Below are 25,516 nucleotides of genomic sequence, written 5' to 3' on the forward strand. Positions count from 1 at the left end.
GTGTTTCTCGCTTTATCAGGCGTAAGCCGCGGCCGGGGTAACCTTCCCAAGACGGAGGGCGTCCAGCGCGATCATTTTTTCTTCGTTGGTAGGGATAACCGCGCAGGCCACGCGGGACGATTCGGTGGAGATCACGCGCTCACCCGCGCTGCCCGGCAGGGCATTTTTGTCGTCGTCGAGGATGATGCCGAAGACTTTCAGATGTTCCGCCACCAGCGCGCGGACAAGCTTCGAGTTTTCGCCAATACCGCCGGTAAAGACCACCCCATCCAGGCGGTGCAGCGACGCCGCGTGCCCGGCGATATGCCGCGCAATGCGGTGAACGAAGGTATGGATAGCCAGCTGCGCCCGCTCGTTGCCTTCGTGCCAGGCTTTCTCCAGCGTACGTAAATCGGAGGAGATGCCGGAGATCCCCAGCAGCCCGGACTCTTTATTGACCACGCGCTCCAGATCCTCGAACGACTGGCCGGTCTGCTGGGCAATCCACGCCATCGCGCCGAAGTCCACGTCGCCGCAGCGCGTCCCCATTACCAGCCCTTCCAGCGGCGTCATCCCCATCGAGGTGTCGACGCTTTCGCCGTTGCGCACCGCGCAGATGGAGGCTCCGTTGCCGAGATGGGCAATCACCAGGCCGCTGTCATCGGGGGACAGCCCGAGAAGCGTATGCGCCTGCGCGGCCACGTAGCGGTGAGAGGTGCCGTGGAAGCCGTAGCGGCGCACGCCCAGCTCTTCAAAATAGCGGTACGGCAATCCGTACAGATACGCCTGCGGCGGCAGCGTCTGGTGGAAGCTGGTATCAAATACCGCCACCTGCTGCACGCCCGGGAACAGACGCTCTGCGGCTTCCACGCCGCTCAGGTTGGCGTAGTTATGCAGTGGCGCCAGCGGGGAAACCTGTCGGATCTGCGCGATCGCCTCTTCCGTGATCAGGGTCGACTCGCTGAAGAGATTTCCCCCGTGCGCAATGCGGTGGCCAATTAAGGCCACGCTGCTCATCAGGTTACGCTTCTCCAGCTCCAGGGCGATGGCAGCCAGCGCCCCTTCGTAGTCCTGGTGAGCCAGTCTGGCTGGCTCACCCCCGTTCACGGAAATAAAGGCCTTCTCGGTGTTGATCCCATCTGCAATGCCCGTCATCAGGGCATCGCAGCTGCTGGCGTCGAGCACCGAAAACTTAACAGAGGACGATCCGCAGTTAATTACCAGTACAACCGGAAACTCAATCATCATGTGACTCCGCTCTTCCTGAGCAATGGGTTAGAACAGTTTGTAAACGATATTCAGAATGGTCAGCAGCCCGACCGCGGTAACGAAAATGTTCTCGGTACGCCCTTTGTACTTCGCCAGCGCCGGTGCTTTGCGGATGGCATACATCGGCAGCAGGCACAGCAGAGAGGCGATGATTGGTGCGCCCATGGCTTCAATAAGGTCCAGAATGTTCGGGTTGGCGTAGGCCACAACCCAGGTGGAGCCCATGATGAACACCATGCTGATGGTGTTCAGCTTGCCAACGGAGACTTTCTTCTTATCGCCCTTGTAGCCGAACTTGAGGATCAGGCCGTTCAGCCCTTCCAGCGTGCCCAGGTAATGACCGAAGAAGGATTTGAAGATAGCGACCAGCGCGATGATGGAGGCTCCGTATTCCAGTACTGTCGCGAACGTCGATTTGGTTCCTGACATTGACGCAAAGTGGTTCGCCAGGTAAGAGAGCACCGGAATGTTCTGCGCCTTAGCGTCCGCCATGTTCTGCGGAGAGAGCGTAAACAGGCAGCTAAAGGCGAAGAACATCACCACGGCGACCATCAGCATGCTGGCGCGACCGATGATTTTGGAACATTTCTGCTCGGTGAATTCTTTACCGAACTCCGGCTCGTACTCTTCGCGCTTGGAGACCACAAACGAGGAGACGATAGGCGAGAAGTTGAAGGAGAAGACCATGATGGAGATACCCAGCCACACCGTGACCAGAATGCCGTCATGACCGGTGAAGGCGATATCGCTCAGGTTGACCTGGTCAATCACCGCCGAGTTCCAGTAAGGGATCAGCGACAGGGAAATCAGCACCAGGCTGGCGATAAACGGGAACACCAGGAAGCTCATGACCTTCACCATCAGGTCTTTACCAAACCAGATAACAAAGGCCATCAGCAGCAGCAGGAACAGCGCCACCACGCCGCGGTTCAGCGCAGGTAGCTGGAGCTGATTTTCCCAGAAGGTCATAAAGGTGTTGGTAATGGTGACGCCGTAAATCCACAGCAGCGGGCAAATAGCGAAGAAGTAGAGGAAGGTGATCACCACCCCGCCGGTTTTTCCAAAGTGCTCTTCCACCGTTTCGGTGATGTTGCCCGAGACGTTGCTGCCGGAGAGGCACAAACGCGCCAGCGCGCGGTGGCAGTAAAACGCAATCGGGAACGCGAGAACCAGCATCAGCAGGATAGGGATCAATCCACCAAAACCTGCGCGAATGGGGAAGAACAGCACGCCTGCGCCAATGGCGGTACCAAACAGGCCAAGCGTCCAGGTGGTATCAGACTTACGCCAGGAGGACGTTTTTGTCTGGCCAACGATAATGCTTTCTGTGTTGCTCATAGGTCACCTTTATGCGTCAACGAAGCCGGTAATTTGGGAAACACGGGAGAGATCGATATTGCCGCCGGAAATAATGCAGACGGTTTTACGACCCTGAATATAGCGATCGAGCTTGCCGCTTAATAACGCGGCACAGGCCAGCGCGCCGGCACCTTCCGTCACCACTTTATTACGCTGAATAAGCGCGATCATGCTGTCGCGAATGTTGTCTTCGCTGACCAGCACAATGTCATCAACCAGCTCGCGAACAATTTCGAACGGTAAATTACCGGGGCGAGAAACATCACAGCCGTCGGCCAGCGTGCCGGTAACGCGATGGCTCATTATTTCTCCGGCCTGATACGATGCCGCCATGCCGTGAACATTTTCTGACTGCACGCCGATGATATTAATGGTGGGGTTGATGGATTTAATTGCCGTCGCAATCCCGGCAATTAAACCGCCGCCGCCGATAGGCACAATAACGTTATCCACGTCGTATAAATCTTCGAGAATTTCCAGACCGATGGTGCCCTGCCCGGCGATCACTTTGGCATCATCGTATGGCGGAATAAAAATACGCCCTTCCATCTCGACGATTTCGCTGACTTTGGCAATGGTGTCGTTGAAGTTCTCGCCGTGCAGCACAACTTCCGCCGAGTAGTCGCGCGTCGCGGCCACTTTAGACTTCGGCGCGCCCATCGGCATCACCACTTTGCCGTCGATGCCGAGCATCGCGCAGGAGAGGGACACACCCTGCGCGTGGTTCCCCGCGGAGCAGGCGACAACGCCTTTGCGTTTTTCAGCGTCGGTCAGCGAGCTTAATTTGTTAAACGCGCCGCGGATCTTAAACGAGCCGGTACGCTGCATGTTCTCAAACTTCAGGAATATTTCGCCCTTGCAGCGTTCGCTAAGATAATTCGAGCGCGGCATACCGGTTTTATATACTTTTCCTGCCAGTCGTTTTCTGGCGTCCTGAATATCTTCAATCGTTACCGGGAGATCGTAGGTAATATGCATAATATCCTCGTTATAATAATTCATTCTTTTCAGGCAAAGTCAGGGTATCAGAGCGTTACAGAGATAAGCTCTGGGTGTTTTTAAAATAATTACTTATTATTCATCGTCGTCTTTCGATATTCATCGACGAATACTGTTTTGCCAGCTCAACTAATACTGACGCCGATTTTTTAATCCTGTAATTTTTTGACCACACGGCGGCATAACGCGCCACGGGTAATTCATCTTCCACGGGCAGCACAATAAACTGGTCGGAACCGAACGGGGCAATCATGTCGCGGGGAATGACCGTCAGATAATCGGCATTCAGCACGAGGTTATAAATGGTGACGACGGAATCGGTCTGGACGATGTTTTCGATGCTGATGTGGTTGTCTTGCAGAGTAGTCAGAAGTTCTTTGTAGTAGCCCATATCGGTTTGCGGCATCACCCACTGCTCGTGCGTGAGCGATGCCAGTGTCGTCGGGCCGGTGCACGTTCGCGTTTTGCTGGCGACCAGCACAAACTCGGACTCAAACAGCGGTTCGACGTGCAGATCCTGCAGCAGCATTTCATCGCTTAGCGTGCCGATAGCGAAATCCAGACGACCGTCGCGAATGGCCGGAAGGAAAGATGAGAGCTGGGCTTCATACATCGAGACGCGTGCTTTCGGGAACACTTCCTTGAATTTTTTGATCATCTCGGACAGGAAGGTAAAGCCGATCAGCGACGGGTAGCCAAAGGAGACGTCCATGACGGTGCTGAAACTCAGGCTGTTAATCTCACTCACCATGTTTTTCATTTCGCGGGTGATCGACTCTGAGTACGAGAGCAGGACCTGGCCCGCGGCAGTGAGTTTTACGCCGGTGTTTTTACGCACCATCACTTCCACGCCGAAGTAGGACTCAATATCGCTGATGATTTTGCTGACGGCGGGTTGCGTCAGGCCAAGCTGTCTTGCTGCAGAACCTATGGAGCCACTCTTAATGACTTCCTGAAATACCACGAGGTGCTGTGTTTTCGGTAGAATAATAGTGTTCATAATATTCTGCGCTTATTTCCCTATGACGGAGCGGATTCTACCTAATAATGTTTAAGGGGGTATGTGCTGTCACTCACAATTTGCTTTTCCGCACGCTTCACATGATCAACGAAAACCAAAAAACACATTTATTATCAATAACATGAATAAATACAACCACACCATTACGCTGATATCGATCAATAAAAGCAGTAGTAATAAATTTATTTTATGGCGATAACCTTGATAAATTTCTCAGCGTTAAAAAAATCAATAAAGACGATCTTTCAGGCAATTAAAGACCAATAAATAACCGCTATTTGTTTGAAACATTCTTTCAATTTATTAAATTTTTCCGATGCAAATTTTCAGGTCTGCGGAAAAGAGTGGAATTCGTCACATATTCACGGGAGAAATGTATTTGATTTCAATATATGCATATCAAACGAGAAAAGATTCGCGATCATAAAAGTAACAAACATAACAAATTATCAATACTAAAAATCGTGTGTTTTTTAGCGCGAAATTTTGTGATGGCGATCGTATACAGGTACAGGATCGATACGAAAGGTATAAAAGCAGTGAAATGTGCTTAACGTCGCAAATATGAGAATTGATGTCGTTTGTCCGGCGCTGCGCTTACCCATCCAGCATCATCTGGAAAGCAAAAACCCCGCCGAAGCGGGGTTTTTTAAGAAGTTGAAGCTGACCGATAAGCCGGGTTCTGTCGTGGACAGTCATTCATCTAGGCCAGCAATCGCTCACTGGCTCAAGCAGCCTACCCGGGTTCAGTACGGGCCGTACCATGTGAACCCCTATTTGGCCTTGCTCCGGGTGGAGTTTACCGTGCCACGGACTGTTACCAGCCGCGCGGTGCGCTCTTACCGCACCCTTTCACCCTTACCTGATCCCGCTTGCGCGGGCCATCGGCGGTTTGCTCTCTGTTGCACTGGTCGTGGGTTTCCCCCCCAGGCGTTACCTGGCACCCTGCCCTATGGAGCCCGGACTTTCCTCCCCTCCGCCCGTCTCCCCCGAAAGGGACGACGACGAAGCGGCGACTGTCTGGTCAGCTTCGGCGCGCAGTATAGAGGGTTTGCGCGCCGCTGTCACCCTAAGGTGTAGGCAAGGCATAATTAACGCGCCACTTCCACCTTCGCCAGTTTTTCGTAGTAGCACGCAATCGCGCTGTGATCGGCCGTGCCCAGGACATCGGCACGCAGCGCCTGCATCATCTCCATGACCGCCGCGGTCAGCGGCAGCTGTGCGCCCACGCCGTGTGACGTATCCAGCGCGTTCGCCAGATCTTTGATATGCAGGTCGATGCGGAAACCGGGTTTGAAATTACGATCCATGACCATCGGCGCTTTGGCATCCAGCACGGTACTGCCCGCCAGACCACCGCGAATGGCCTGATAGACCAGATCCGGGTTGACGCCCGCTTTGGTTGCCAGCGTCAGCGCTTCGGACATGGCGGCAATGTTCAGCGCCACAATCACCTGGTTTGCCAGCTTGGTCACATTACCCGCCCCGATGTCCCCGGTATGCACCACGGAGCCCGCCATGGCTTTCATCAGGTCGTAGTATCTATCGAAAATGGCTTTATCGCCGCCGACCATCACCGACAGCGTGCCGTCGATCGCTTTCGGCTCACCGCCGCTGACCGGTGCATCCAGCATATCGACGCCCTTCGCTTTTAATGCCTCGCTGATTTCACGGCTCGCGAGCGGTGCGATAGAGCTCATATCGATCAGCACCAGGCCCGGCTTCGCACCGTCGATAATGCCGTTCTCACCCAGCGCAACTTCTTTAACATGCGGTGAGTTTGGCAGCATGGTGATGATGACATCGCACTGCTCGGCAATGGCCTTCGCGGTGGTGGCCGTTTCAGCGCCAGCCGCTATCACCTCTGCCACGGCCTGCGGATTGTGATCGGATACCACCAGCGAGTAACCCGCTTTGATGAGGTTCTTACTCATTGGTTTACCCATAATGCCCAGGCCAATAAAACCCACTTTCAGCGTCATAATCTGTTTCCTCAATGATGGTTATTTTTTAAAAGCGTCGGCTAATTTCTGCGTGGCCGAGCGGAATACGCCGAGGTCGCTGCCGACGGCTACAAACGTGGCTCCCCACTCCAGATAGCGGCGTGCGTCAGCCTCAACCGGCGCCAGAATGCCGCACGGTTTGCCGTGAGCTTTAGCGCGGGCAAAGATGTGCTGGATCGCGCGCTGCACGTCAGGGTGGCCGGCGTTACCCAGATGACCAAAGGCAGCAGCCAGATCGCTTGGACCGACGAAGATCCCGTCCACGCCGTTTGTGGCGGCAATCGCGTCGACGTTATCAACGCCCTGCTGGCTCTCGATCTGAACCAGAATGGTGATGTTGCTATTAGACTGCGCGAAATAGTCCGGCACGGTGCCAAACATATTGGCGCGATGCGAAACGGAAACGCCGCGGATCCCTTCTGGCGGATAGCGCGTTGAGGCTACGGCCAGGGCCGCTTGTTCTTCCGTCTCCACAAACGGGATCAGGAAGTTGTAGAAACCGATATCCAGCAGGCGCTTGATAATCACCGGCTCGTTGGTGGGCACGCGCACTACCGGGGCGCTGGGGCTGCCTTTCAACGCCATCAGCTGTGGAATAAAGGTGCTGATATCGTTCGGCGCATGTTCGCCGTCCAGCACCAGCCAGTCAAAACCGGCCAGGCCCAGCACTTCGGTGCTGATAGGGTTTGCCAGCGCGGACCAGCAGCCAATCTGAATCTGGTGTGCCGCGAGGGCCGCTTTAAATTTATTCGGGAAGATATCGTTATTCATCGTATTTACCTTTTTAATTCGCAGCCTATATCAGCATCATTTTATTTATTCAGACACCGCACCAGCATTATATTTATTATTCTGACGTATTTTGGCGTTATAAAATCGTCATTCAGTATAAGACGCAATCCACAACCGCACATTGTTTTAATGCTCAATTATTGCGTTATACTTCGATAAATTTTTTTGCATATGCACAAGGCGCTGGGCGCTAATGCACAGAATCAGGCATTACTGGTTCTGGAGCGATCGAGATCACATTTTCATATCCCCTATGCTGACATGCTTTATTTCTGAAAGCCGCGTATTTATTTCTACCATTTGAAAATTGGCTGAATTTATTATCAGACACTTTGCTGGAGAATACTGAACAATGGCCGACATTGAAATTCGACAGGCATCGCCGACGGCGTTTTATATAAAAGTCCACGACACCGATAATGTGGCGATTATTGTCAACGACAATGGCTTAAAAGCGGGCACCCGCTTCCCGGACGGGCTGGAACTGATTGAGCATATTCCGCAGGGACATAAAGTCGCCCTGGCGGATATCCCTGCTAACAGCGAAATCGTACGTTACGGTGAAGTCATCGGCTATGCCGTTCGCTCTATACCACAGGGGAGCTGGGTTGAGGAGTCGCTGGTGGCGCTGCCGGAAGCGCCGCCGCTAAACACGCTTCCGCTGGCGACTCGCGTACCGGAACCGCTTCCTCCGCTGGAGGGCTATACCTTCGAAGGCTACCGCAACGCGGACGGCAGCGTCGGCACCAAGAATCTGCTCGGCATTACCACCAGCGTGCACTGCGTGGCGGGCGTAGTGGATTACGTGGTGAAAATCATCGAACGCGATCTGCTGCCGAAATACCCGAACGTCGACGGCGTGGTTGGCCTGAACCACCTCTACGGCTGCGGCGTGGCGATTAACGCCCCCGCTGCCGTAGTGCCTATCCGTACCATCCACAATATCGCCCTGAACCCAAACTTTGGCGGCGAGGTGATGGTCATCGGTCTGGGGTGTGAAAAATTGCAGCCAGAGCGCCTGCTGCAGGGCACCGAAGATGTGAAAGCCATTCCGGCAGACGAGGCCAGCATCGTGCGCCTGCAGGATGAACGCCACGTGGGTTTCCGCTCAATGGTCGACGATATCCTGCAGGTGGCTGAACGCCATCTGGACAAGCTCAACAAGCGCCAGCGCGAAACCTGCCCGGCGTCTGATTTGGTAGTGGGAACACAGTGCGGCGGCAGCGATGCCTTCTCCGGCGTGACGGCCAACCCGGCGGTGGGCTATGCGTCCGATCTGCTTGTTCGCTGCGGCGCCACGGTGATGTTCTCCGAGGTGACCGAAGTGCGTGACGCCATCCATCTGCTCACGCCACGCGCCGTTAATGAAGAGGTCGGCAAGCGCCTGCTCGAGGAAATGGCCTGGTACGATAGCTATCTCGATATGGGCAAAACCGACCGCAGCGCCAATCCCTCACCGGGGAACAAAAAAGGCGGCCTGGCCAACGTAGTGGAAAAAGCCCTCGGGTCGATTGCCAAATCCGGCCAGAGCGCGATTGTGGAAGTGCTCTCTCCGGGCCAGCGCCCGACGAAACGCGGCCTGATCTACGCGGCAACGCCGGCCAGCGATTTCGTCTGCGGCACGCAGCAGGTGGCATCCGGCATTACGGTGCAGGTCTTTACCACCGGGCGCGGCACGCCGTACGGCCTGATGGCGGTACCGGTGATCAAGATGGCGACCCGCACCGAGCTGGCAAACCGCTGGTATGACTTAATGGATATCAACGCGGGCACTATCGCCACCGGGGAAGAGAGCATTGAGGACGTGGGCTGGAAACTGTTCCACTTCATTCTGGATGTCGCCAGCGGGCGGAAGAAAACCTTCTCGGATCAATGGGGATTACATAATCAGCTGGCGGTGTTCAACCCGGCACCGGTGACGTGATTCATATTCCCAACCGCACCGAACGGTCCCCTCTCCCCTATGGGGAGAGGGTTAGGGTGAGGGGAAAGCCCCCTTAAACCAGCACCACCTCAATCCCGCTTTTCCGCAGCCCGTCCAGGCTCTCCGCCGGAATGCCTTCATCGACAATAATCATATCAATCCTTTGCGTATCAATGATTTTATGCAGGCTTGAGCGGTTAAATTTGCTGGAGTCCGTGACAACGATAATACGCTCCGCCACCTCGCACATTTTGCGGTTAAGGCGGGCTTCGTCTTCGTTATGCGTACTTACGCCGCGGTCGAGATCGATGGCGTCAACGCCGAGGAACAGCAGGTCAAAATGGTAATTCTGTAGCGACTGTTCTGCCTGGTCACCGTAGAAGGATTGCGACTGACGGCGCAGGTGCCCGCCGGTCATCAGCAATTCCACCCCGTCCGCTTCCAGCAGCGCATTCGCCACGTTCATCCCGTTGGTCATCGCAATCACGTCCGTGTGCTGGCGCAGCATGCGGGCGATTTCATACGTCGTGGTGCCGGAGTCCAGAATAATACGGTGCCCGGGTTTAACCAGCGCGGCAGCGGCCTGCGCGATACTGCGCTTCACCGCCGTATTCAGCGAGCTTTTATCCTCCACGGAAGGCTCAGCGCCCGGCATGTTGCCTTCGCAAATCAATGCCCCGCCGTAGGCGCGAACGGCGATGCCCTGCTTCTCCAGGAACGCCAGATCGTTGCGGATCGTCACCGTCGATACGCCGTACAGATGAGACAGATCGTTAACCTGCACGCTTCCCTGCGCCCGCAACCGCTGAATGATCTGCTCTCGCCTTTCACTGGTGCCGGTGATGCGCTTTTCCGCGGATGAATCGGTGCTGCTCATACGAGCTCCTTAATAAATAGTCTTTCGTTTCATTTCGTTTTGCCTATTAAGGCCTTTCTTTTTCGGGAATGCAAGTCCCGCCTTACGTACAGACGCAAGCCAACACTGCGCTGAAACCTTTCATTATGTTTCTTTTGTGAAACAGATCGGAAAACTATTATCTTTCGTTTTATTTTTATATCACCATGATGCAGGATTAAATGAAACAAAACGAAAGACAAGTGTCATTGCCATCCGAAATGGAGAGGAAAGTGAAACATCTGACAGAAATGGTGGAACAACATAAACGAGGGAATTCGAACGGGATCTATGCCGTCTGCTCCGCACATCCGCTGGTACTTGAAGCTGCAATTCGTTACGCGCATTCGCATCAGACGCCGCTGCTGATCGAGGCGACCTCCAACCAGGTGGATCAATTTGGCGGCTATACCGGCATGGCGCCTGCGGATTTTCACGCGTTTGTCTGCCGGCTGGCCGAGTCGCTCGGTTTTCCGACATCACAGCTGATCCTCGGCGGCGATCATCTGGGCCCTAACCGCTGGCAAAATCTCCCTGCGGAACAGGCGATGGCAAATGCCGACGATCTGATCAAAAGCTATGTTTCCGCCGGATTCAAAAAGATCCACCTCGACTGCAGCATGTCCTGCGAGGACGACCCGGTTCCCCTGACCGACGCGATCGTCGCCGGACGCGCCGCACGCCTGGCGAAGATTGCCGAAGTGACGTGTCGCGAGCAGTTTGGTGAATCCGATCTGGTCTACGTTATCGGCACGGAAGTGCCGGTTCCCGGTGGCGCGCACGAGACGCTCACCGAACTTGCCGTCACCACGCCGGACGCGGCCCGCGCCACGCTTGAAGCGCACCGCCACGCGTTCGAAAAGGAAGGCTTAAGCGACATCTGGCCGCGCATTATTGGCCTGGTGGTCCAGCCTGGCGTGGAGTTCGACCACGCGCACGTCTGCGACTATCAGCCGCAGAAAGCCGTGGCCCTGAGCAAAATGGTTGAAGCCTACGATACGCTGGTGTTTGAAGCGCACTCCACCGACTACCAGACGCCGCAGGCGCTGCGCCAGCTGGTTAACGATCACTTTGCCGTTCTGAAAGTTGGCCCCGCCCTGACCTTCTCCCTGCGCGAGGCGCTGTTCTCGCTGGCCGCCATTGAAGAGGAGCTGCTGCCGGCAAAAGCCAGCTCCGGCCTGCGTCACGTGCTGGAAAACGTCATGCTCGACCGCCCGGAATACTGGCAAAGCCATTACCACGGTGACGGCAACGCGCGTCGCCTGGCGCGCGGCTACAGCTACTCTGACCGCGTGCGCTACTACTGGCCGGACAGCCAGATCGACGACGCCTTTGCACGGCTGGTGCGTAACCTGGCAGACGAGCCTGTTCCCCTGCCGCTGATCAGCCAGTACCTGCCGCTGCAGTACAGCAAAGTTCGCGAGGGCGCTCTCAAGTCAACGCCACGGGAACTCATCATCGACCACATTCAGGACATACTCCAGCAGTATCACGCCGCCTGCGAAGGCGTAACGACTCAAGACGCATAATTAAAAAAGAGGAAAACGCTATGCCAAACATTGTCTTATGCCGCATCGACGAACGCCTGATCCACGGTCAGGTGGGCGTGCAGTGGGTGGGGTTTGCGGGGGCAAACCTGGTGCTGGTCGCTAATGACGAGGTCGCTGAGGATCCGGTTCAACAGAACCTGATGGAAATGGTGCTCGCGGAAGGGATCGCCGTGCGCTTCTGGTCGCTGCAAAAGGTCATCGACAACATTCACCGCGCCGCTGACCGCCAGAAAATCCTGCTGGTCTGCAAATCACCTGCCGATTTTCTGAAGCTGGTCGAGGGCGGCGTGCCCATCACCCGTATTAACGTCGGAAATATGCACTACGCCAGTGGCAAACAACAAATTGCCAAAACGGTCTCTGTCGACGCGAACGATATTGACGCGTTCAACGGCCTGAAAGCGGCCGGTGTGGAATGCTTCGTTCAGGGCGTTCCAACAGAAACTGCTTTGGATCTCTTTAAACTGCTCTGAGGGATTCACAATGGAAATCAGTCTGTTGCAGGCGCTGGGGTTGGGCATACTCGCCTTTATCGCCGGTCTGGATATGTTTAACGGGTTAACGCACATGCACCGCCCGGTGGTGCTCGGGCCGCTGGTCGGCCTGATTCTGGGCGATCTGCACACCGGCATCTTGACCGGCGGTACGTTAGAGCTGGTCTGGATGGGGCTGGCCCCGCTCGCCGGTGCCCAGCCGCCTAACGTCATTATCGGCACCATCGTGGGGACCGCGTTTGCCATCAGCACCGGCGTGAAGCCAGAAGTCGCGGTTGGCGTCGCCGTGCCGTTTGCCGTTGCGGTGCAGATGGGGATTACGTTCCTCTTCTCGGTGATGTCCGGCGTCATGTCGCGCTGCGATCGCATGGCGGCCAATGCAGACACCAACGGAATTGAACGGGTTAACTATCTTGCGCTGCTGGCGCTCGGCATCTTCTATTTTCTGTGCGCGTTCCTGCCAATCTACTTCGGTGCGGAACATGCGAAAACCGCCATTGACGTTCTGCCAGCGCGTCTGATTGACGGCCTCGGCGTCGCGGGCGGCATCATGCCAGCCATCGGCTTCGCCGTGCTGCTGAAGATCATGATGAAAAACGTCTACATCCCTTACTTCATTATCGGTTTTGTCGCCGCTGCCTGGCTCAAGCTTCCGGTGCTGGCAATTGCGGCCGCCGCGCTGGCGATGGCGCTGATCGACCTGATGCGTAAATCACCTGAACCGACGGTTCCCGCCGCTCAGAAAGAGGAATTCGAAGATGGCATCTAACCACACCACCCTGCCGGGCGTGTCTGAAAGCGAAGAGACGCTGCTGACCGGCGTGAATGAAAACGTCTACGAAGACCAGAACATCGGTGCCGAGCTGACGAAAAAGGATATCAACCGCGTGGCCTGGCGTTCCATGCTGCTGCAGGCCTCGTTTAACTACGAACGTATGCAGGCCTCCGGCTGGCTGTACGGGCTGCTGCCCGCGTTGAAAAAGATCCACACCAACAAGCGGGACCTGGCGCGGGCGATGAAAGGCCATATGGGCTTCTTTAACACCCACCCGTTCCTGGTGACCTTTGTTATCGGCATCATTCTGGCGATGGAGCGCTCCAAGCAGGATGTGAACAGCATCCAGAGCACCAAAATTGCCGTCGGCGCGCCGCTTGGCGGTATTGGCGACGCCATGTTCTGGCTGACCCTGCTGCCCATCTGCGGCGGTATTGGTGCCAGCCTGGCGCTGCAGGGTTCGATTCTGGGCGCGGTGGTCTTTATCGTGCTGTTTAACGTGGTACACCTCGGCCTGCGCTTTGGCCTGGCGCACTACGCTTACCGGATGGGCGTCGCGGCCATTCCGCTGATTAAAGCCAACACCAAAAAGGTCGGCCACGCGGCGTCTATCGTCGGGATGACGGTGATTGGCGCGCTGGTGGCAACCTACGTCCGCCTCAATACCACGCTCGAAATCAAGGCGGGTGATGCGGTCGTCAAACTGCAGGCCGACGTCATCGACAAGCTGATGCCCGCGTTCCTGCCGCTGGTCTACACCCTGACCATGTTCTGGCTGGTACGCCGCGGCTGGAGCCCGCTGCGGCTGATCGGTATCACCGTGCTGCTGGGCGTTGTCGGTAAATTCTGTCACTTCCTGTAAAAGCAAAGAGGTTGCGATGTTAGGCATTATTTTGACGGGTCACGGCGGTTTTGCCAGCGGGCTTGAGCAGGCGATGAAGCAGATCCTGGGCGAACAGCCGCAGTTTATCGCCATCGATTTTCCGGAAACCTCCACCACCGCGCGGCTGACCGCTCAGCTTGAGCAGGCAGTGAGTGAACTCGATGCAGAGCACGATATTGTGTTTCTCACCGACCTGCTCGGCGGCACGCCGTTTCGCGTAGCATCGACGCTCGCCATGCAACGGCCGGGCAGTGAAGTCATCACCGGCACCAACCTGCAGCTGCTGCTGGAGATGGTGCTGGAGCGCGACGGATTAAGCAGCGAGGCGTTTCGTCTGCAGGCGCTGGAGTGCGGGCACCGCGGCCTGACGAGCCTGGTCGACGAGCTGGGGCGCTGTCGCGAGGAAGCTCCGGCTGAGGAAGGGATATGAGCCAGCTGCTGCGCGCGCGACGGATCCTTACCGAACAGGGCTGGCTGGACGACCACCAGCTACGCATTGAAAGCGGCGCGGTTGCGGCGATTGAACCCATCCCGGCGGGCGTTACGGCGCGCGATGCGGAGCTGCTTTGCCCGGCGTATATCGATACGCACGTCCACGGCGGCGCGGGCGTGGACGTCATGGATGATGCGCCTGACGTGCTGGACACTCTGGCGATGCATAAAGCGCGTGAAGGCGTGGGCGCATTTCTGCCCACCACCGTGACCGCGCCGATGGAAGCCATCCACAGCGCACTGATGCGTATCGCCCGGCGCAGTCAGTCCGGCGGCCCCGGCGCGCAGATCCTGGGCAGTTATCTGGAAGGACCGTACTTTACGCCCCAGAACAAAGGGGCGCATCCGCCCGAGCTGTTCCGGGAGCTGGATATCGCCGAGCTGGACAGGCTGATTGACGTTTCACAGGGCACGCTACGGGTGGTGGCGCTCGCGCCGGAAAAACCCGGCGCGCTGCAGGCGATTCATCATCTTAAACAGCGCGGTATCCGCGTCATGCTGGGCCACAGCGCTGCTACGTACCGGCAAACTCTCGCCGCGTTTGATGCGGGTGCCGACGGGCTGGTGCACTGCTACAACGGTATGACGGGTTTGCACCACAGAGAGCCCGGCATGGTCGGCGCAGGGCTGACGGACAAACGGGCGTGGCTGGAGCTGATTGCCGACGGCCACCACGTCCATCCGGGAGCGATGCGTTTATGCTGCTGCTGCGCTCAGGATCGCGTGGTGCTGATTACCGATGCCATGCAGGCGGCAGGTATGCCGGACGGTCTGTATACCCTGTGCGGTGAAGAGGTCACGATGCAAAACGGCGTGGTTCGAACCGGCTCCGGCGGGCTGGCGGGCAGTACGCTGTCGCTGGATGCCGCGGTCAGGAATATGGTGGTGTATGCGGGCGTAACAGCCGAAGAGGCGATCCATATGGCCTCGCTGCACCCTGCCCGGCTGCTGGGCGTTGACGATCAGCTTGGATCCTTAGCCCCGGGCAAACGCGCCAATATTATTGCGCTGGACGGGGGTTTACACCTCCAGCGGATCTGGATTCAGGGCCAGGCTCTCCCCCTTAAGCCCTTTCATTGTGTCTTCTTTTGGCTTTACGGCCTGAAACCGTAAGGCCTTTCTTTTCCTTTCCTTAAATTTTCCCTTTCCTTTCACGATCACACTTTTCGTTTTATTTCTTTTCTTTCATTGAAGTTTCGATATCTTTTCTATAGATTTTATTTAACTGCTTAAGTGAACAAGTGAAACGAAACGAAAGATAGCGACACGATTGCCAGCGTCTGATGTGGAATTCACACGACTAAGGACTGAGTTATGCAACAAACCACTACCGCCACCGCAACCGGCACCTGGACCGAGGAAGAGATCCGCCAGCAGCCTGCCAGCTGGATCCGCTCGCTCAACAACATCGATAACCTGCGTGCTTCGATCGACAGTTTCCTGACGCCGCTGCTGCGCAAGCGCGATCTGCGGATCGTCCTGACCGGCGCGGGTACGTCCGCCTTTATCGGCGATATCATTGCGCCATGGCTTTCAAGCCACACCGGGAAAAACTTCACCGCCGTCCCGACAACCGATCTGGTCACGAACCCGATGGACTACTTCAGCCCTGGGCACCCGCTGCTGCTGGTTTCGTTTGCCCGCTCCGGCAACAGTCCGGAAAGCGTCGCGGCCGTTGAGCTGGCAAACCAGTTCGTGCCGGAGTGCTACCACCTGTCCATTACCTGCAACGAGGCGGGGAGCCTGTACCAGAACGCCGTCGACAGCGATAACGCCTTTGCCCTGCTGATGCCTGCCGAAACGCACGATCGCGGGTTCGCGATGACCAGCAGCATCACCACCATGATGGCGAGCTGTCTGGCCGTGTTCGCCCCGGAAACGATCAATAGCCACACCTTCCGCGACGTCGCCGATCGCTGTCAGGCGATCCTCGCCTCGCTCGGGGATTTCAGCCACGGCGTCTTTGGCAGCGAACCGTGGAAACGGATCGTGTATCTGGGAAGCGGCGGCCTGCAGGGCGCGGCGCGCGAATCGGCGCTGAAGGTGCTGGAGCTGACGGCGGGCAAGCTGGCTGCATTTTACGACTCTCCTACGGGCTTCCGTCACGGGCCGAAGTCGCTGGTCGACAATGAAACGCTGGTGGTGGTGTTCATCTCCAGCCATCCATATACGCGTCAGTACGATCTGGATCTGCTGGCCGAACTGCGCCGCGATCGCCAGGCCCTGCGCGTCGTCGCCATCGCCGCTGAAAACGATCCGGTCATTGAAGCGGGTCCGCACATTCTGCTGCCGCCTTCACGTCCGTTTATCGATATGGAACAGGCGTTCTGCTTCCTGATGTATGCCCAGGTCTTTGCGCTCACCCAGTCGCTTAGCACAGGCATTACGCCCGATACGCCATCGGCCAGCGGGACGGTCAACCGCGTGGTGCAGGGCGTCGTTATTCATCCGTGGCAGGCTTAAGAGGATCTGATTATGAGTATTATCTCGACGAAATATCTTCTGCAGGACGCGCAGGCAAAAGGCTACGCCGTTCCGGCGTTCAACATCCACAACGCGGAGACGATCCAGGCGATCCTCGAAGCGTGCAGCGAAATGCGATCGCCGGTGATCCTCGCGGGCACGCCGGGCACCTTTAAGCATATTGCGCTGGAAGAGATCTACGCCCTGTGCAGCGCCTACTCCCACACCTACGACATGCCGCTGGCGCTGCACCTCGATCACCACGAATCGCTGGACGATATTCGCCGCAAGGTCAACGCGGGCGTGCGCAGCGCGATGATCGACGGCAGCCACTACCCGTTTGAACAAAACGTGAAGCTGGTGAAGTCGGTGGTCGATTTCTGCCACCTCAACGACTGCAGCGTCGAGGCCGAGCTGGGCCGTCTGGGCGGCATGGAAGATGACATGAGCGTGGACGCGGAAAGCGCATTCCTCACCGATCCGCAGGAGGCGAAACGCTTCGTCGAACTGACCGGCGTTGACAGCCTCGCCGTCGCCATCGGCACCGCCCACGGCCTGTATACCAAACGCCCGAAAATCGACTTCCAGCGGCTGGCGGAAATTCGCGAAGTGGTCACCGTGCCGCTGGTGCTGCACGGCGCGAGCGATGTGCCGGATGAGTTTGTTCGCCGCACCATCGAGCTGGGCGTGTGCAAAGTCAACGTGGCGACCGAGCTGAAAATTGCTTTCTCTGACGCGGTTAAGGCCTGGTTTGCCGAAAACCCGCAGGGCAACGATCCGCGCTTCTATATGCGGGTCGGCATGGACGCCATGAAAGAGGTGGTCAGAAGCAAGATCGCCGTTTGCGGCTCGGCAAACCGATTGCTGCTTCCGGCAGAAGCCTGATTAAAAAGGAGCTTACGCTGATGAAAAAAATCCTCGCACTCTCAGTGCTGGCCATGTGCGTTTCCCATAGCGCGGTGGCCGCGAACTACGCGCTCGGTAACGACAATATTGCTCTGTCATTTGATGATGCAAACTCAACGGTAGTGGTTAAGGACACCAGGGCTAACCATCCGCTCACGCCGCAGGAGCTGTTCTTTCTGACGCTGCCGGACGAGACGAAAATCCACACCGCTGATTTTAAAATCAAGCATGTCGAAAAGCAGGACAGCGGCTTGGTCATCGATTTCACCCATCCGGACTTTAACGTAACGGTGAAGCTGAACCTGGTGAAGGGGAAATACGCCAGCATCGACTACACCGTTGCCGCCGTTGGTCAGCCGCGAGACGTGGCAAAAATTACCTTCTTCCCGACCAAAAAGCAGGCTCAGGCACCTTACGTAGACGGGGCGATTAACAGCTCGCCGATCGTCGCAGACTCGTTCTTTATTCTGCCGGACAAGCCCATCGTTAACACTTACGCCTATGAAGCGACCACCAATCTCAACGTAGAGCTGAAAACGCCGATTCAGCCAGAGTCGCCGGTCAGCTTTACCACCTGGTTCGGCACCTTCCCGGAGATCAGCCAGCTGCGCCGCAGCGTAAACCAGTTTATTGATGCCGTCCGCCCGCGTCCGTATAAGCCTTATTTACACTACAACAGCTGGATGGATATCGGCTTCTTTACCCCGTACTCCGAGCAGGACGTGCTGGGGCGGATGGATGAATGGAATAAGGAATTTATCACCGGGCGCGGCGTGGCGCTGGATGCGTTCCTGCTTGACGATGGCTGGGATGACCTGACCGGACGCTGGCTGTTTGGCCCGGCATTCAGCAACGGTTTTAGCAAAGTTCGGGAAAAAGCCGACAGCATGCACAGCTCCGTTGGACTGTGGCTCTCGCCGTGGGGTGGATATAACAAACCGCGCGACACTCGCGTCTCGCATGCAAAAGAGTACGGTTTCGAAACGGTAGACGGGAAGCTGGCGCTGTCAGGCCCAAACTATTTTAAAAACTTCAATGAGCAGATCGTTAAGCTAATTAAAAACGAGCACATTACCTCGTTCAAGCTGGACGGGATGGGTAATGCCAATTCGCATATTAAGGGCAGCCCGTTCGCCTCGGATTTTGACGCCTCTATCGCTCTGCTGCACAACATGCGCAGCGCCAACCCGAATCTGTTTATTAACCTGACGACAGGTACCAACGCCAGCCCGTCCTGGCTGTTCTACGCTGATTCCATCTGGCGCCAGGGCGATGACATCAACCTGTACGGTCCCGGCACGCCGGTGCAGCAGTGGATGACCTACCGCGATGCGGAAACGTACCGCTCCATTGTTCGCAAAGGGCCGCTGTTCCCGTTGAACTCGCTGATGTACCACGGGATCGTTAGCGCGGAAAACGCCTATTACGGGCTGGAGAAGGTGCAAACGGACAGCGACTTTGCCGATCAGGTCTGGAGCTACTTCGCCACCGGAACCCAGCTGCAGGAGCTGTATATCACCCCTTCAATGCTGAATAAGGCGAAGTGGGACACCCTGGCGCGGGCCGCGAAGTGGTCGCGGGAAAACGCCGGCGTGCTGGCGGATACACACTGGATTGGTGGCGATCCAACCGCGCTGCAGGTTTACGGCTGGGCATCCTGGAGCAAGGACAAAGCGATTCTCGGCTTGCGTAACCCGTCGGATAAGCCGCAAAGCTACTACCTGGATTTAACAAAAGATTTTGAAATCCCGACAGGAAACGCGGCGCAGTTTCGTCTGAAAGCGGTGTACGGCAGTAATTCAACCGTACCGGAGGAGTATAAAAACGCGGTGGTGATTACGCTGCAGCCGCTGGAAACGCTGGTGTTTGAGGCGGTACCAGTTAGCTAAAACACGCATAACGATCTGCAGGCCGGGTTAGGCGCAGCCGCCACCCGGCAAAACAGGCGGCAGGGGCTTACTCCCCCTGCTGCTCCAGCGCATGCTTATACAGCGCATTTTTCTTCACGCCGTGAATTTCCGCCGCCAGCGCTGCGGCCTTCTTCAGCGGCAGTTCCGCCTGCAGCAGCGCCAGCGTGCGCAGCGCGTCGGCTGGTAGCGCGTCTTCCTGCGCCTTATGCCCTTCGACAATCAGCACCATTTCGCCCTTGCGGCGGTTTTCGTCTTCCTTCACCCACGCCAGCAGTTCACCCACTGGGGCGCCGTGAATGGTTTCCCAGGTTTTGGTCAGCTCGCGCGCCAGCACCACGTAGCGGGCTTCTCCCCACACGGTCACCATATCTTCCAGGCTCTCCAGCAGGCGGTGCGTGGATTCGTAGAAAACCAGGGTGCGCGGTTCCGCTTCCAGATCTTTTAACACGTCACGGCGGCCTTTGGATTTAGCAGGCAGGAAGCCTTCATAGCAGAAACGGTCAGACGGCAGACCCGCCGCGCTCAGCGCAGCAATGGCAGCGCACGGCCCCGGCAGCGGCACAACGCGAATACCGGCTTCACGACAGGTACGCACCAGGTGATAGCCGGGATCGTTGATCAGCGGCGTACCGGCATCGGAGACCAGGGCAATGTTCTGTCCCTCTTTCAGCTTCGCCACCAGCGTTTCGGCTTTTTGTTGCTCATTGTGATCGTGCAGAGCAAACAAACGGGCATTAATCGCGAAATGTTGCAGCAGTAAGCCGGTGTGGCGGGTATCTTCAGCAGCAATTAAATCAACAGCTTGCAGTACGGTGAGCGCACGTTGGGTAATATCAGACAAATTCCCGATAGGAGTAGGTACAATATAAAGCTGGCCTTGAGAATTATCTGCCGTTTCGTGTTGTTTCATTGTTTCGTCCGTATTGCCGATTTAATATTGAGCATTGCGTAAAAAAAATCACTGGATACAGTATGGTACCGTTAACGTTTCTTCGAAAAAAAGCCACGCGCAGCGTGCCGCTTCTGCTGGCAGCCCTGATCTTTGCAGGCTGTGGCACCCAGGCACCTGACCAGAGCACCGCCCATCTTCAGGGTTCTGCTCAGGCTGATTCTGGCTTTTATCTGCAACAAATGTCGCAGAGTTCAAATGATACCAAGACCAACTGGCAATTACTCGCCATTCGTGCACTGCTGAAAGAGGGTAAAACCCAGCAGGCAGCCGAACTGTTTAACCAGTTGCCAAAAGATCTTAACGACGCCCAGCGTCGTGAGCAGAGCCTGCTCTCTGCCGAGCTGAAGGTCGCACTGAAAGATTACGCCGCCGCGAAGAAGATCCTCGGGGATATTGACGTGAGCGCGCTGGATAAAAATCAGCAGGCTCGCTTCTGGCAGGCGGGCATTACCGCGGAGCAGGGGCGCCCTTCCCTGACGCTGCTCCGCGCCCTCGTCGCGCAAGAGCCACTGCTCGGCGGTGCCGACAAGCAGAAAAATATCGATGCCACCTGGCAAGCGCTTGCCTCGATGACCCAGGAACAGGCGCAGGCGCTGGTCATCAACGCCGATGAAAACGTCCTTCAGGGCTGGCTGGATCTGCAGCAGATGTGGTTTAACAACCGCAGCGATCCAAAGATGCTGAAAGCCGGTATTACCGACTGGCAGACGCGCTACCCGCAAAACCCGGGTGCGAAAATGCTGCCAACCCAACTGGTGAACGTGCAGAACTTTAAGCCAGCGTCCACCAGCAAAATCGCTCTGCTTCTGCCGCTCAACGGCCAGGCGGCGGTGTTTGGCCGTACCATTCAGCAGGGCTTTGAAGCCGCGAAAAACGGTACCACCTCGGTAACCGGCAGCGCGGTTCCCGCGCAGGCGGCCCAGGCGGCTAACGTGAATGATGTGGTCAGCCCGTCCGCAGCGGAGACCAGCGACCTGACCACGGCGCAAGCGCCGGCGCAGGGTACGATGCAAAACCCGGTGACGGCTCCGGCAGCCCCGGCTACTACAGCACCCGCTACTCAGGCTCCGGCCGAGACGCAATCGGCGCCAGCGTCTGACGCAACGGCAGAACAGACTCAACCGCAGCCTGCACAACCCGCGGCCCAACCTGCTGCGCAGCCGCAGGCCGTGGCAACCACCAGCGCTAATCCGGGCGCTGAGTTGAAAATTTACGACACCAGCTCGCAGCCGCTTGACCAGGTTCTGGCGCAGGTTCAACAGGACGGGGCGAGCATCGTTGTCGGTCCGCTGCTGAAAAACAACGTGGAAGAGCTGATGAAGAGCAATACCACGCTGAACGTGCTGGCGCTCAACCAGCCTGAGCAGGTTCAGAACCGAGCCAATATTTGCTACTTTGCGCTTTCCCCTGAAGATGAAGCCCGCGATGCGGCGCGCCATATTCACGAGCAGGGTAAGCAGGCTCCGCTGCTGCTCATCCCACGCAGCGCGTTGGGCGATCGCGTGGCCAATGCCTTTGCCGATGAGTGGCAGAAGCTCGGCGGCGGCGTGGTGCTGCAGCAGAAATTCGGTTCCGTCTCTGAACTGCGCGCGGGCGTCAACGGCGGGGCGGGTATCGCGCTTAACGGTAGCCCGGTCACCGCAAGCCTGCCGCAGCAGCAGAGCGTGACGATTGGCGGCCTGACGATCCCTGCCCCACCTACCGATGCGCAGATTAGCGGTGGCGGCAAAGTGGATGCGGCCTATATCGTTGCCACGCCGCAGGAGATCGCCTTTATCAAACCGATGATCGCGATGCGTAACGGCAGCCAGAGCGGCGCAACGCTCTACGCCAGCTCGCGCAGCGCGCAGGGCACCGCAGGCCCGGATTTCCGTCTGGAAATGGACGGTCTGCAGTACAGCGAAATCCCGATGCTGGCAGGCAGCAACCCGGCGCTGATGCAGCAGGCGCTAAGTACCGTACGTAACGATTATTCACTGGCGCGTCTGTATGCGATGGGTGTCGATGCCTGGGCGCTGGCGAACCACTTTACCCAGATGCGTCAGGTGCCGGGCTTTGAGCTTAACGGCAACACCGGCGATCTGACCGCGACTCAGGACTGCGTGATCAACAGGAAGTTATCATGGCTCAAATACCAGCAGGGGCAAATCGTCCCGGCCAGTTAAGCCGTAAAGAGACCGGCGATGCGTGGGAGTTAAAGGCGCGTCGCTGGCTTGAAGGCAAAGGACTGCGCTTTATCGCCGCTAACGTCCGCGGGCGCGGCGGCGAAATCGACCTGATCATGAAAGACGGTCAGGTCATCGTGTTTGTAGAAGTCCGCTTTCGACAGTCCTCCCGTTTTGGCGGTGCTGCCGCCAGCGTGACGCTCGCCAAACAACATAAATTATTACAGACTGCCCACTTGTGGCTTGCCCGCCATAATGGGAGCTTTGATACTGTGGATTGCCGGTTCGATGTGATAGCCTTCACCGGAAATGAGATCGAATGGCTTAAAAACGCTTTTGGCGAAGACGCATAATTAAGATTTAAAAGGGATAACGTGCTCGAAAGAATTAAAGTGTGCTTCACAGAAAGCATCCAGACTCAGATTGCCGCGGCGGAAGCCCTTCCGGATGCTATCTCGCGTGCCGCAATGACGCTGGTACAATCCCTGCTTAATGGCAACAAAATCCTCTGTTGTGGCAACGGCACGTCAGCCGCCAACGCACAGCATTTTGCTGCCAGCATGATCAATCGCTTTGAAACAGAACGCCCGAGTTTACCCGCCATTGCACTTAACACCGATAATGTGGTCTTAACGGCGATTGCTAACGATCGTCTGCATGACGAAATTTATGCAAAGCAGGTGCGAGCCCTGGGTCACGCCGGAGATGTGCTGCTGGCCATCTCCACGCGCGGCAATAGCCGGGATATTGTCAAAGCCGTTGAAGCCGCCGTCACCCGCGACATGACTATCGTGGCCTTAACCGGCTATGACGGGGGTGAGCTGGCGGGTCTGCTCGGGCCGCAGGATGTGGAAATCCGCATTCCTTCTCACCGGAGCGCGCGTATTCAGGAGATGCATATGCTCACGGTGAACTGCTTATGTGATTTGATCGATAACACGCTTTTCCCTCACCAGGATGATTAAGGAGTTCTTATGAAGGCTTTATCGACCCTCGCAGTCCTTATGTCTGCATTACTGCTTCAGGGATGTATCGCTGCGGCCGTTGTGGGCACCGCTGCAGTGGGTACCAAAGCAGCGACCGATCCGCGCTCTGTGGGGACGCAGGTAGATGACGGTACGCTGGAGCTGCGCGTCAACAGCGCGCTGTCGAAAGACGAACAAATCAAGAAAGAGGCGCGTATCAACGTGACGGCTTATCAGGGCAAAGTGCTGCTGGCAGGCCAGGCGCCGAATATGGAGCTCGCCTCGCGTGCGAAACAGATTGCGATGGGCGTCGAAGGGACCACAGAGGTGTTTAACGAAGTGCGCCAGGGCAAGCCAATTGGCCTGGGTGACGCCTCTTCTGATACCTGGATCACCACCAAAGTGCGTTCCCAGCTGCTGGGCTCGGACCAGGTGAAATCATCCAACGTGAAAGTGACGACTGAAAACGGCGAAGTGTTCCTGCTGGGTCTGGTGACCGAACGTGAAGGGAAAGCGGCGGCCGATATCGCCAGCCGGGTGAGCGGCGTGAAGCACGTCACCACCGCGTTTACTTACATCAAATAAAAAAATCCCCTCGCTTGAGGGGATTTTTTTGTAGGCCCGGTAAGCGCTAGCGCCACCGGGCTTTTTTTACATCAACGCAATACTGCCCACCATCACCCCGCTCAACGCCACCAGCCCTGCGGTCAGCCACAGCGCTTTGGCCGGGAACGACTTACGCAGCATGATAAGCGACGGCAGGCTGATCGCCGGCAGCGTAATCAGCAGCGCCAGCGCCGGCGCAGTGCCCATACCGGCCAGCATCATGGTCTGAACAATCGGGATCTCCGCCGCCGTTGGGATCACAAACAGACAGCCTGCAACGGCCATCGCAATGACCCACATCAGCGTGTTGTCGATAGCGCCATCCGCATGCGGGAAGAGCCAGACGCGCGCCGCCCCCAGAACCAGTACCGCCAGGATATAGACCGGGATGGTGCTCCAGAAAAGCTGCCATAGCGCCCTGCCCCAGCGCACAAAGAATTCCCCCTGCGGCTCGCTGACGTCCAGCTCAACGGCTGCGGGTTCTGCGGCAGTATCCTTCACCAGTTTTTGCACCAGCGTCGCCACCACCAGTACGGTCAGTAGCCCGGCGACCAGACGGATGAACGCAAAATGCCAGCCCAGCACAAAGCCCATAAACACCAGCGTTGCCGGGTTAAGCAGCGGGTTCCCCATCCAGAACGCCAGCGCGCCGCCCATCGACACGCGCTGACGGCGCATCCCTGCGGCCACGGGCGCGGCGCAGCAGGAACACATCATGCCCGGCAGAGAGAAAATCGTCCCCAGCAGCGTGCCCTGAAAGCGCGGCTGCCCGAGGGTTTTCACCAGCCAGTAGCGCGGGATAAGCACCTGAATCAGTGACCCCAGGATCACGCCTAAGACGGCGGCCTTCCAGACGGCAAGGAAGTAGACCATGGCGTAGTCCCACGCCGCCTGAAGCGGGCTGGAATCAGCCTGTGCGAGAATAGATTTACCGATGCTGTGCGTTTCGGCGGCGGTGAAGGCTTTGCCGTAGTACGGCTGCCATTTCACGTACCAGAGGCCAACAATGACCACGAGAAAGAAGAGTGCGGGCTTCCACCACTGAACAGGTGTTGCCGCCTGAGATGAAGACTGACCAGTCATAGCATTCCCCGGAGAGTATTAGGTTATTAGC

The 25,516-nt window shown here is 57.0% G+C and carries 23 protein-coding genes and 1 other RNA gene; 14 read left to right on the top strand and 10 right to left on the bottom strand.

The features are described 5' to 3' along the window. Window positions 1–15: 15 nt before the first annotated feature. The 7 genes from tdcD to garL all read right to left on the bottom strand — a co-directional run bounded on the left by tdcD (window position 16) and on the right by garL (window position 7,401). Window positions 16–1,224: a propionate kinase gene (gene tdcD, locus ACMWLG_RS13550; RefSeq protein WP_045403590.1), complete on the bottom strand. Its 1,209-nt coding sequence runs from the start codon at window positions 1,222–1,224 to the stop codon at window positions 16–18. 30 nt (window positions 1,225–1,254) lie between these two features. Continuing rightward, window positions 1,255–2,586 carry a threonine/serine transporter TdcC gene (gene tdcC, locus ACMWLG_RS13555; protein WP_023309299.1) on the bottom strand — a complete coding sequence of 444 codons (1,332 nt, stop codon included), beginning with the start codon at window positions 2,584–2,586 and terminating at the stop codon, window positions 1,255–1,257. 9 nt (window positions 2,587–2,595) lie between these two features. Then, the gene (gene tdcB / locus ACMWLG_RS13560; RefSeq protein WP_045403593.1) at window positions 2,596–3,585 is read right to left on the bottom strand and encodes a bifunctional threonine ammonia-lyase/L-serine ammonia-lyase TdcB; all 990 of its coding nucleotides are present in this window, start codon (window positions 3,583–3,585) and stop codon (window positions 2,596–2,598) included. A gap of 100 nt (window positions 3,586–3,685) precedes the next feature. Further along, window positions 3,686–4,606 (bottom strand): transcriptional regulator TdcA, encoded by a 921-nt coding sequence (gene tdcA / locus ACMWLG_RS13565; protein ID WP_008501504.1) that lies wholly within the window; start codon window positions 4,604–4,606, stop codon window positions 3,686–3,688. 676 nt (window positions 4,607–5,282) lie between these two features. Then, window positions 5,283–5,659: RNase P RNA component class A (rnpB, locus tag ACMWLG_RS13570), an RNA gene on the bottom strand. 59 nt (window positions 5,660–5,718) lie between these two features. Then, on the bottom strand, window positions 5,719–6,609 hold the full coding sequence (gene garR, locus ACMWLG_RS13575; protein ID WP_045620121.1) for a 2-hydroxy-3-oxopropionate reductase: 891 nt from the start codon (window positions 6,607–6,609) through the stop codon (window positions 5,719–5,721). 21 nt (window positions 6,610–6,630) lie between these two features. Next, window positions 6,631–7,401 carry a 2-dehydro-3-deoxyglucarate aldolase gene (garL, locus tag ACMWLG_RS13580; protein WP_023309303.1) on the bottom strand — a complete coding sequence of 257 codons (771 nt, stop codon included), beginning with the start codon at window positions 7,399–7,401 and terminating at the stop codon, window positions 6,631–6,633. A 373-nt stretch (window positions 7,402–7,774) separates the two neighbouring features. Between garL and garD the strand changes: the two genes are divergently transcribed. Then, window positions 7,775–9,346, top strand: coding sequence for a galactarate dehydratase (gene garD, locus ACMWLG_RS13585; protein ID WP_045403477.1), 1,572 nt, complete (start codon window positions 7,775–7,777; stop codon window positions 9,344–9,346). Window positions 9,347–9,419: 73 nt separating this feature from the next. On the opposite strand, the gene ACMWLG_RS13590 is transcribed toward garD, so the two are convergent. Then, complete coding sequence (locus tag ACMWLG_RS13590; protein ID WP_045403479.1) at window positions 9,420–10,223, bottom strand: DeoR family transcriptional regulator; 804 nt, start codon at window positions 10,221–10,223, stop codon at window positions 9,420–9,422. 251 nt (window positions 10,224–10,474) lie between these two features. Between ACMWLG_RS13590 and kbaZ the strand changes: the two genes are divergently transcribed. The 9 genes from kbaZ (at window position 10,475) to ACMWLG_RS13635 (ending at window position 19,693) form a co-directional block, all read left to right on the top strand. Beyond that, window positions 10,475–11,770, top strand: a complete 1,296-nt coding sequence (gene kbaZ, locus ACMWLG_RS13595; RefSeq protein WP_045403482.1) for a tagatose-bisphosphate aldolase subunit KbaZ — start codon at window positions 10,475–10,477, stop codon at window positions 11,768–11,770. Window positions 11,771–11,790: 20 nt separating this feature from the next. Next, window positions 11,791–12,264 carry a PTS N-acetylgalactosamine transporter subunit IIB gene (gene agaV / locus ACMWLG_RS13600; protein WP_023309307.1) on the top strand — a complete coding sequence of 158 codons (474 nt, stop codon included), beginning with the start codon at window positions 11,791–11,793 and terminating at the stop codon, window positions 12,262–12,264. Window positions 12,265–12,274: 10 nt separating this feature from the next. Next, entirely contained in the window at window positions 12,275–13,054 is a 780-nt protein-coding gene (gene agaW / locus ACMWLG_RS13605) for a PTS N-acetylgalactosamine transporter subunit IIC (RefSeq protein ID WP_045403485.1), read from the top strand. Further along, window positions 13,044–13,922, top strand: a complete 879-nt coding sequence (gene agaE, locus ACMWLG_RS13610) for a PTS N-acetylgalactosamine transporter subunit IID (RefSeq protein ID WP_045355422.1) — start codon at window positions 13,044–13,046, stop codon at window positions 13,920–13,922. The genes agaW and agaE overlap by 11 nt, the downstream gene beginning before the upstream one ends. A gap of 16 nt (window positions 13,923–13,938) precedes the next feature. Further along, the gene (agaF, locus tag ACMWLG_RS13615) at window positions 13,939–14,373 is read left to right on the top strand and encodes a PTS galactosamine/N-acetylgalactosamine transporter subunit IIA (RefSeq protein ID WP_045355421.1); all 435 of its coding nucleotides are present in this window, start codon (window positions 13,939–13,941) and stop codon (window positions 14,371–14,373) included. Next, window positions 14,370–15,548 carry an N-acetylglucosamine-6-phosphate deacetylase gene (gene nagA, locus ACMWLG_RS13620; RefSeq protein WP_045403488.1) on the top strand — a complete coding sequence of 393 codons (1,179 nt, stop codon included), beginning with the start codon at window positions 14,370–14,372 and terminating at the stop codon, window positions 15,546–15,548. The genes agaF and nagA overlap by 4 nt, the downstream gene beginning before the upstream one ends. A 201-nt stretch (window positions 15,549–15,749) precedes the next feature. Continuing rightward, the gene (locus tag ACMWLG_RS13625; protein WP_045403491.1) at window positions 15,750–16,898 is read left to right on the top strand and encodes an SIS domain-containing protein; all 1,149 of its coding nucleotides are present in this window, start codon (window positions 15,750–15,752) and stop codon (window positions 16,896–16,898) included. Window positions 16,899–16,910: 12 nt separating this feature from the next. Next, window positions 16,911–17,783, top strand: coding sequence for a tagatose-bisphosphate aldolase subunit KbaY (gene kbaY, locus ACMWLG_RS13630; protein ID WP_023309313.1), 873 nt, complete (start codon window positions 16,911–16,913; stop codon window positions 17,781–17,783). 20 nt (window positions 17,784–17,803) lie between these two features. Then, a complete protein-coding gene (locus ACMWLG_RS13635; RefSeq protein ID WP_045403495.1) occupies window positions 17,804–19,693 on the top strand; it encodes an enterotoxin in 1,890 nt (629 codons plus the stop codon). A 67-nt stretch (window positions 19,694–19,760) separates the two neighbouring features. On the opposite strand, the gene rsmI is transcribed toward ACMWLG_RS13635, so the two are convergent. Further along, a complete protein-coding gene (gene rsmI, locus ACMWLG_RS13640; RefSeq protein ID WP_045403498.1) occupies window positions 19,761–20,624 on the bottom strand; it encodes a 16S rRNA (cytidine(1402)-2'-O)-methyltransferase in 864 nt (287 codons plus the stop codon). Window positions 20,625–20,686: 62 nt separating this feature from the next. Here rsmI and ACMWLG_RS13645 point away from each other — a divergent pair, with 62 nt between their 5' ends. From ACMWLG_RS13645 to dolP, 4 genes are read left to right on the top strand one after another with little or no spacing between them, the layout of a single operon-like run. Further along, complete coding sequence (locus ACMWLG_RS13645) at window positions 20,687–22,831, top strand: penicillin-binding protein activator (RefSeq protein ID WP_045403501.1); 2,145 nt, start codon at window positions 20,687–20,689, stop codon at window positions 22,829–22,831. After that, on the top strand, window positions 22,789–23,184 hold the full coding sequence (locus tag ACMWLG_RS13650; protein WP_028014533.1) for a YraN family protein: 396 nt from the start codon (window positions 22,789–22,791) through the stop codon (window positions 23,182–23,184). Before ACMWLG_RS13645 ends, ACMWLG_RS13650 begins: the two co-directional genes overlap by 43 nt. Window positions 23,185–23,205: 21 nt before the next feature. Beyond that, the gene (gene diaA / locus ACMWLG_RS13655; protein WP_003861754.1) at window positions 23,206–23,796 is read left to right on the top strand and encodes a DnaA initiator-associating protein DiaA; all 591 of its coding nucleotides are present in this window, start codon (window positions 23,206–23,208) and stop codon (window positions 23,794–23,796) included. Window positions 23,797–23,805: 9 nt separating this feature from the next. Then, window positions 23,806–24,381: a division/outer membrane stress-associated lipid-binding lipoprotein gene (dolP, locus tag ACMWLG_RS13660; protein ID WP_023616279.1), complete on the top strand. Its 576-nt coding sequence runs from the start codon at window positions 23,806–23,808 to the stop codon at window positions 24,379–24,381. Window positions 24,382–24,447: 66 nt separating this feature from the next. Here the strand turns inward: dolP and ACMWLG_RS13665 are convergent, their stop codons facing one another. Next, on the bottom strand, window positions 24,448–25,485 hold the full coding sequence (locus tag ACMWLG_RS13665; protein WP_045403505.1) for a permease: 1,038 nt from the start codon (window positions 25,483–25,485) through the stop codon (window positions 24,448–24,450). Between the last annotated feature and the right edge of the window lie 31 nt (window positions 25,486–25,516).

Source organism: Enterobacter sp. 01-M-02-SI-ECC (assembly GCF_047530595.1).
Classification (GTDB): Bacteria; Pseudomonadota; Gammaproteobacteria; order Enterobacterales; family Enterobacteriaceae; genus Enterobacter; species Enterobacter cloacae_M.